This is a genomic window from Flavobacterium limnosediminis JC2902 (assembly GCF_000498535.1).
GTDB classification, from domain to species: Bacteria; Bacteroidota; Bacteroidia; order Flavobacteriales; family Flavobacteriaceae; genus Flavobacterium; species Flavobacterium limnosediminis.
In genome coordinates this window covers 1-8,133 of the sequence record NZ_AVGG01000021.1, presented here as the reverse complement: position 1 = coordinate 8,133, position 8,133 = coordinate 1, and the positions used below count along the sequence as shown (strand labels likewise).

6 protein-coding genes are annotated in these 8,133 nt (G+C 40.0%); 4 read left to right on the top strand and 2 right to left on the bottom strand.

Going from position 1 to position 8,133, the window contains the following annotated elements; all coding sequences use genetic code 11:
• Nucleotides 1–108 precede the first annotated feature (108 nt).
• The 4 genes from FLJC2902T_RS14160 (at nucleotide 109) to FLJC2902T_RS14145 (ending at nucleotide 5,259) form a co-directional block, all read left to right on the top strand.
• The gene (locus tag FLJC2902T_RS14160; protein ID WP_023580495.1) at nucleotides 109–1,179 is read left to right on the top strand and encodes a glycosyltransferase; all 1,071 of its coding nucleotides are present in this window, start codon (nucleotides 109–111) and stop codon (nucleotides 1,177–1,179) included.
• On the top strand, nucleotides 1,169–2,512 hold the full coding sequence (locus tag FLJC2902T_RS14155) for an O-antigen ligase family protein (protein ID WP_035678941.1): 1,344 nt from the start codon (nucleotides 1,169–1,171) through the stop codon (nucleotides 2,510–2,512). The genes FLJC2902T_RS14160 and FLJC2902T_RS14155 overlap by 11 nt, the downstream gene beginning before the upstream one ends.
• On the top strand, nucleotides 2,484–3,497 hold the full coding sequence (locus FLJC2902T_RS14150; protein ID WP_023580494.1) for a glycosyltransferase family 4 protein: 1,014 nt from the start codon (nucleotides 2,484–2,486) through the stop codon (nucleotides 3,495–3,497). Before FLJC2902T_RS14155 ends, FLJC2902T_RS14150 begins: the two co-directional genes overlap by 29 nt.
• Before the next feature lie 376 nt (nucleotides 3,498–3,873).
• Nucleotides 3,874–5,259, top strand: a complete 1,386-nt coding sequence (locus FLJC2902T_RS14145; protein WP_023580493.1) for an exopolysaccharide biosynthesis polyprenyl glycosylphosphotransferase — start codon at nucleotides 3,874–3,876, stop codon at nucleotides 5,257–5,259.
• 322 nt (nucleotides 5,260–5,581) lie between these two features.
• On the opposite strand, the gene FLJC2902T_RS14140 is transcribed toward FLJC2902T_RS14145, so the two are convergent.
• The gene (locus FLJC2902T_RS14140) at nucleotides 5,582–6,721 is read right to left on the bottom strand and encodes a lipoprotein N-acyltransferase Lnb domain-containing protein (protein ID WP_035678939.1); all 1,140 of its coding nucleotides are present in this window, start codon (nucleotides 6,719–6,721) and stop codon (nucleotides 5,582–5,584) included.
• Nucleotides 6,721–7,797: a putative type IX sorting system protein PorV2 gene (locus tag FLJC2902T_RS14135; RefSeq protein ID WP_023580492.1), complete on the bottom strand. Its 1,077-nt coding sequence runs from the start codon at nucleotides 7,795–7,797 to the stop codon at nucleotides 6,721–6,723. Before FLJC2902T_RS14135 ends, FLJC2902T_RS14140 begins: the two co-directional genes overlap by 1 nt.
• Between the last annotated feature and the right edge of the window lie 336 nt (nucleotides 7,798–8,133).

Genomic DNA, 8,133 nt, shown 5'->3' with positions numbered 1-8,133 from the left:
GAAGGGAGAAGGGAGAAGGGCTTCGGCAGGCTCAAAATAATAGTGGGATTCCTCCTTGCGTCGGAATGACAGGGGTAATAAATAGATATAAAAAAATAAAGCGGGATTTTGCGAATACTTCAATTAATAGACAGTTTGGAACCGGGAGGTGCGGAGCGCATGGCGGTGAATTATGCCAATGCTCTTTCGGACAATATTGAGTTTTCGGGTCTGGTGGCTACACGGAAGGAAGGGGAGTTGAAAGGACAGTTGTATTCCAATGTGAATTATCTTTTTTTGGATAAAAAAAGGCGTATTGATCTTCCCGCTGTTTTACGATTACGGAATTTTATCAAAAAAAACAGCATAGAAATAGTTCATGCGCACAGCAGTTCTTTTTTTATTGCATTATTGGTGAAAATGGTTTATCCGAAGTTAAAAATTGTATGGCATGATCACTACGGTAACAGTGAGTTTTTGGAAAAACGCAAAGCAATGTTACTTAAGATAGGATCTTTGTTTTTCTATAAAATTATTGTAGTAAATGAACTCTTATCTACTTGGGCTCTTAAAAATCTACGCTGTAAAGAAGTACTCTTTTTACCAAATTTTGTTTTGTTTGCTGAGGATACAGTTTCAATAAGACTAAAAGGGGATAAAGGGAAAAGGATACTTTGTCTGGCTAATCTGAGACCGCAGAAAAATCACCAAATGTTGGTTAATGTAGCTTTAAAGATAAAAGATAAATTTCCGGATTGGACTTTTCATCTGATAGGTAAGGATTTTCAAGATGATTATTCCAAAGCACTTCACAAAAGAATTGCTGATGAAGGTTTGGAAAAATCATTTTTTATTTATGGTTCTTCTAATGGTATCGCATCAGCCATTCGACAATCGGAAATTGCGATATTGACCTCGTTATCTGAAGGTTTACCTGTTTCACTTTTGGAGTACGGCTATTTCGGTTTACCGGTTGTAGCTACAGCCGTTGGAGAAATTCCCAATTTTATAAATGAAGATAATGGTTTTCTGGTTCCTTCGGAAGATGTTCTTTCCTTTGTCGGTTCCCTAGAAAAACTTATATTGAGTAGCGATTTGAGAGATACTATAGGGGGACAACTGAAAAAAGATATACATTTGAAATATACAAATACGGCTGTAATCAATAACTATCTGAAATATATTGGTAATGAAAAATAATGAGAGTAATTATATATCCTTATTGCTTATCCATGTAGGGATTGGTCTCTTGGTTTTTGTATTTCCTTTTTTGAGTAAAATATATAGTATCTGTATTTTTGGTTTCGGTATTTATTATCTTAACAAAACACAAAACCGAAATAATGAAGCCCTAATTTTGTCTGCCTATGTGATGAGTATTGAAGTGTTGTTGCGTATGACCGGAGGAATGCATATTAATGAGTATGGGAAATATTCCATTATTCTTTTTATGCTGATGGGGATTTATTTTACAGGGTTGAAGAAAAGTTCTGCAGTATATTGGATCTTTTTACTGTTACTTGTCCCCGGAATGATTTTGTCAACATTCACCTTATCGTATCAGGCCGATATACGAAAGGCGATTGCTTTTAATATTTCTGGGCCTATTTGTTTGGGTATTTCGGCGATTTATTGTTATCGAAGACAAATTACGTTTGATCGCCTACTGGATGTTCTTACTGTATTCGGTTTTCCATTGATTTCGATACTTACTTATGTGTATCTGTATAATCCAAGCATTAAGGATACGGTAACCGGTACACAATCCAATTTTGAAACTTCAGGGGGATTTGGTCCCAATCAAATGTCTACGATTTTGGGTTTTGGTATTTTTATCTTTTTCGTTCAGTTTCTGTTGCGATCGTCCACCACAAAACTGAAAATAATTAACGGAATACTTGTTTTGCTGTTTGCTTTTCGAGGCATTGTCACCTTTTCGCGTGGTGGGGTTATGACAGCAGGTGTGATGATAGTTCTTCTGTTATTAGTTTTGTATTTTCAAACTAATATTCGAGGACGCTCCAAACTGATGCTGATTTTGGTATTTACCGCTTTTGCAACGTTGGGGGTATGGACTTACAGTTCCTTGCAAACCAGTGGACTAATCGATAAACGCTATGCGAACCAGGATGCCAGAGGACGAGTAAAGGCCAGTAAATTAACCGGGCGGGAGAAACTGATTGAATCGGAATGGAAGATGTTTCTGGATAATCCGATTTTAGGTATTGGAGTCGGAAAGAATAAAGAGTATAGGGAAGAACTGACCGGTATTGAGTCGGCTTCCCATAATGAAATCACCCGGATGCTGGCAGAGCATGGTTCGTTGGGAGTGTTCTGTCTTTTAATATTGTTGTTAACGCCGTTGGTATTGTATCTCGATAACCGGCAGCATATTTTCATGTTGTCTTTTATGGTTTTCTGGCTTTTAACCATCAACCATGCCGCTATGCGTCTGGCTGCCCCGGCCTTTGTTTATGCCCTTTCACTGTTAAAAGTATACGCTATTGAAAAACCTGCTGTACCTAGGGAATAAGTTGTCCGGAAAAGGACTGAATGTTACCACGATAGAAACGCTTAGTAATCATCTTATCTGGGAAGGGTATAGTGTAGCCAGTGCTTCCGATAAAAAAAATCCAAGCCTTAGGTTGTTGGATATGCTATGGGCTGTTATACAATCCCGAAAAACCGATTATGTTTTAATCGATACTTACAGTACCTCTGCTTTCTGGTATGCTTTTTTGGTAAGTCAATTGTGCGGGGTGTTGGGAAAAAAATACATTCCGATACTGCATGGCGGTAACCTTCCCAACCGCTTGAAAAGCAACCCAAAACTTTGCAGTATGCTTTTCGGGAATGCCTATAAAAATGTGGCTCCGTCGCATTACCTGCTTCATGAGTTTGAAAAAGCAGGTTTTGAAAACTTGGTTTTTATACCGAACAGTATGGAAATCCAAAAATATCCCTTTAAAGAAAGAAAACAATTGCAGCCCAAGCTGCTTTGGGTGCGCGCATTTGCGGACATTTACAACCCGTTAATGGCTGTGGATGTGCTAAAAGAAGTGAAAAAAAAATATCCGGATGCGCAATTGTGCATGGTGGGACCTGATAAGGATGGGAGTGGCGAGCAGAGCAAACAATATGCTCTTGAGCAAGGGTGTGATGTCCGTTTTACAGGCAGACTTGCCAAAGAAGAGTGGATTACATTGTCCAAAAGCTATGATATTTTCCTTAATACTACACATTTTGATAATACTCCGGTAAGTGTCATGGAAGCCATGGCACTGGGATTGCCAGTGGTAAGTACCAATGTAGGAGGGATTCCGTTTTTATTGAAGGATAAAAAGGATGCTTTGTTGGTTGGTGATGGGGATGTGGAGGGCATGGTGAAGGCCATACGGGTTTTACTTGGAAATCAAGACATGGTTCAAACAATGACACGCAATGCCCGAGCCAAAGCGGAACAATGGGACTGGAATGTGGTTAAGGAGCAGTGGAAGGGGTTGTTTGTTAGTGGTTAGTGAGCAGTCGCAGTTTTCAGTCACAGTTTTCAGTCGCAGTCACAGTCGCAGTCACAGTCTCAGTCTCAGTCGCAGTTTTCAGTCTCAGTCGCAGTTTTCAGTCTCAGTTTTCAGTCTCAGTTTTCAGTCTCAGTTTTCAGTCTCAGTCTCAGTTTTCAGTCTCAGTCACAGTTTTTAGTCACAGTCACAGTGTTCAGTTTCAGTCATATTGGTTAGAAATCAGAAAGGGAAAGAGATTCTTTGATAGGATCAGTACGATTGAAATCCTTAGAGGGGTAGGGGATAGTAGCGAGATTAAACAATTATTTTGTTAATTGTTATACATTGGTGTTTTTCTTTATAATTATTTGTTAATTTGCGTCGATACATAGGAAATATGACCAATAACAAAAAAATACATTTCGAAATATCCGAACGGAAGATTCTTCTTCGTGCTTTCGATGTGTTACTGGTGCTTTTGACCTTGTATTTACTCGGGATGTATCTTAAATTCGACTACTTCAGCATTTCCGTAAACAGTTATTATTGGACTTTTGTGCTGGCATTTTATACTTTGTTCTTCGGGACGGTATTCGAAATGTATAATCTGCAGGTGGCTGGAAATCAGTTTCAGATCATTAAAAGTATCATCCTGACGGCCACCACTACCGTTTCGGTTTACCTGTTAACACCGATATTGACTCCGCCTTTGCCTAAAAACCGATTACAGATCATCATTTTTTATGTTGCCATATTAAGTGCCTTGTTTTTGTGGCGGATGTTCTATCAGAAATTCCTTGCCTCACACCATTTTTATAAAAAAGTACTCTTTCTTGCCGATGACAAATCGGTTGACGGTTTGGTTTCGGAACTCGAAAAGGCCGATCCTAACTATAAAGTGATGGGGTATCTGAGTACCAGGGAATCACTAAAAAAGCAGGTGCGCCTTGAAAAAATTCTTCCTGAGGCACTTGATGATTTTATACGAACAAACTCGATTTCGGAAATCGTAATTGCCAACAAATCCAATGAGGAGGTTCCTGTTGAAATATATGATAAGTTGCTGTCGTTTCTAGAAAAAGGGATTGTCATCCGTGAGTATTCGCAGGTATATGAAACAAGTACTTACCGTCTCCCTGTTCAGTTTACCGAAAAGGATTTTTATAAATATTTCCCTTTCAGCAGAAGCAATCAGAATAAATTATATAAGTATTCTATCCGTTTGTTTGATGTTCTGATGTCGCTTATTGGGCTGACGGTCGGTTTGCTATTTGTTCCCTTTCTGATAGTCGGGAATTTCTTTGCCAATAAAGGTCCGCTACTCTATACGCAGGAGCGCATCGGTAAAAATGGTATTCCTTTTGAAATCTATAAATTCCGTTCGATGGTAACCAATGCGGAAGCTAACGGTGCTGTTTTTGCCACCGCGAATGATACCCGGGTTACTCCTTTCGGAAAGTTTCTGCGAAAAACCAGAATTGACGAGTTTCCTCAGTTCATCAATATATTAAAAGGTGATATGGGGGTAATAGGACCCCGCCCGGAACGTCCTGTTTTTGTGAACCAAATTGCGGCAATCATGCCTTTTTACCAAACCCGTCACGTTATCAAACCCGGACTTACCGGTTGGGCGCAGGTAAAACATGCTTACGGGGAAACCATCGAAGACAGCCTGATTAAACTGCAATACGATCTGTATTATATCAAACACCGAAGTTTGTTCCTAGATGTGAATATTGTGATTAAGACGCTTAGTACGGTTTTGTTTTTCAGGGGGCAGTAGGGTAGTTTTCAGTCTCAGTTTTCAGTCTCAGTGGTCAGAAAGCAGAAAGCAGAAGGCAGTATTCAGTATTCAGTGTTCAGTCTCAGTGTTCAGAAAGCAGAAAGCAGAAAGCAGAAAGCAGAAGGCAGTGTTCAGTGTTCAGAAAGCAGTTTTTGGAATGATCTTTTGAAGTGCTCTTATAGTAATCGGGAGGTTCGATGTGGCTGGATGCCGATAGCTATCGGAAGCTGTTTTTGCAGTATATTCTTTTGTTTCGCTACAGACCTGACAGTTTTTTAAAACCTGTCAGGTCTGTAATGATACTTGTCTTTCTATGTTGGTGTTACACCTGAAGAGTACATTTTTTAATTTTCCAAAGCGACACAATCGTTGTTATGATTATCGGAAGCATCATCACTAAATGAGCTTTGTTCAGCATGTAAATTACATATATTCCAATCAAACCAAAACTCAGATATACTAAACGGTTGGTCCAAACGGTATTTTTTCGGATTACGAACCCAACCAAAAGTATGTAAAGCGGACTCAAAACCAATACATTGTAATTCCACAACACTTCCTGGTGCAGGGAATAGAGTCCGACCAAAGAAAAGAAAAGGCCAAGTAAGCCTATAAGTGTTAAATATATCAGGGCTGCCGTTTTCTTTTTGTAAGCCAGATAAGCAATAGTTAACAATGCCAATGCAAAAGTATAAATGTTATTCCAAACCGATTTTTGAGTTTCGGTATTCTGACTCTTAAAAACGGTTACGGTACCGTCAGATAATTTTTTACCGTTGATTTTTGTCTGCTCAATGCCCTGTAATAATTCTATGGGAAGGAACAGCTGGTCGCATTGCCTGTCGGTTTTTGCTCCGAAAATAAGGTTGATGCCCAGGTTTTCATAAAATTTATCGGTCTGATAATCGTATAGGATCTGACGGTATTTTTTTTGGGTATCGGGTACATTGGTTGAAATGGGCTGGGGCAGCACGTTATTGATCACATCGCGAACCATGGTAGTACAGTTCCGGTCGATGAACTTATAAGTGTAGAAGCGTTTTTCGGAAGCCAGTACGTCGTTTAATTCGGCATAGATCTTTTGTTTCTGTTGGTGGGACAGGTTTAGTTTCTGCTCGAAAATATCGCGGTTGTCATACACATAGCTGTAATTGAATTCTTCAAAACTGCTGGTGGTAACGAAGTACTGCAAATCACCTTTTACAAATTTCCCGTAAAAATTAGGTGTACTGAAATCGAAGGCGCCGTAGTTGTAAACGATGTCAATCTGATTTACCGGGTCGTTGATCCGCAAGGCCGTATGTCCGTACAGGGAGTATAATTCGGCTCCGGTTCCGCAGGTTAGCAGGCTTATGGTTGCTTTTTCGGATACGTAAGCGCTTTGAGCTCTTGTTAAAGTGACAAAGAAAAGTGATAAGAATAAATACCTGAAAAATGTTGCGGATAGGGAATATGGTGTCATTATCTGAAAATGCCTAAATCAACTTTTAGGGAAAAAATATTGGAATATAATGCCGCACTCTGGTCACCCAAATCGGTTAATGCGTAATCCACCTGAATGCCTTTGTATTTGAATCCGATACCGATATTGGGCTGGAAACTCAGTTTTTTTGAATTGTCTATTTCGGTAATGTTCTGAAAATTACCCAAGCCGGCACGAAGGAATACCAAGTCGATGTAACCGCCCTCAAATCCGATGGCCGGATCAATACTTACCAGATTGCTTGAAATGATATCGTTGGTTCGGGCAAACTGCATGTTTAAGTTCGTCGCTGCCAAAAGGCTGTAATCGTAGTGGAAGATGAATTTTTTGGACATCCCAAATTGTGCTTTCGGTAAGGTGATTTCGGAAGTTTCGGGTGCTTCCTGGTTCTCCCCCGGCACCGCATCCTTGATTTTCTGAAACTCCTCGTCGTTGATGGCCCAAACGTTGTAAGTTGTGGTAATATCGCGAAGCATCAGTCCGAATTTCCACTCGTCCCGGGTTTCATACTGCACTCCCAAATCGAAACCAAAGCCCCAGGAAGTGGCGAATTCCCCGATGATACGACGGATGATTTTCGCGTTTATTCCATAGTTGAATCCCTGCACCGGTAAGGCTCTTGCGTAGGAAACGGTCAGACCGTAATCGGCCGCGGAAAACAGACTGATCCGGTTGTAATCCACATTGCCCTGACTGTCGATAAGTTGAGTGGTGTTCATGATGTCATCCACCCCAAAACGGATCAGGGATACTCCAATAGCACTCCGATCGTCTATCGGCATGGCAAAAGCGGCGTAATCATATTGGGCGATGTTGGCAAAATAGCCGGCGTGCATTAAGGAAACCTGTTTGTCTTCCATTTTCAGAAGACCAGCCGGATTCCAGTAGCCCGAATTGACATCGGAAGTATGGGAAACGACCGCATTTGACATACCCAGTGCCGCCGCATCCACACCAATGCTCATGAATTCGTTGGAATATTTTCTAACGATTTGAGAATGAGTGGTTACCGAAAGGAGTAACACCAATAAAAGGCAGGTCTTTTTTAAAGCCATTTGTTTTTACTAATATGAAACAAGCAAGAGTACGGTCTGTGAACAAAAAAATGTTGTTCCGTATGTCTCATCTTTTATGCTTTGGGCAAATATAGTATAATAAGATGAAACGTACATTAAAAAACATTCTTCCGATTGCTGCCCAAAATACCCAACCGGCATTTTATGACTGACAATGCTTTTTTACTCGAATTAAAAATCTCAATTACTAAACTCTGTTTTATGGTAAGTTATTGTGTGGGTTGGAAATTAGGAGTTAGAAAATAGAAAATAGAGACAAGAAGCAAGAGACAAGAATCAAGAGACAAGAGACAAGATAGAAGATAGAAGATAGAA

What these genes read in the sequence shown, in the direction of transcription:
- FLJC2902T_RS14155 (WP_035678941.1), top strand. Translation starts at nt 1,169, where the DNA reads ATGAAAAATAATGAGAGTAATTATATATCCTTATTGCTTATCCATGTA.
- FLJC2902T_RS14145 (WP_023580493.1), top strand. Translation starts at nt 3,874, where the DNA reads ATGACCAATAACAAAAAAATACATTTCGAAATATCCGAACGGAAGATT.
- FLJC2902T_RS14135 (WP_023580492.1), bottom strand. Translation starts at nt 7,797, where the DNA reads ATGGCTTTAAAAAAGACCTGCCTTTTATTGGTGTTACTCCTTTCGGTA.
- FLJC2902T_RS14140 (WP_035678939.1), bottom strand. Translation starts at nt 6,721, where the DNA reads ATGACACCATATTCCCTATCCGCAACATTTTTCAGGTATTTATTCTTA.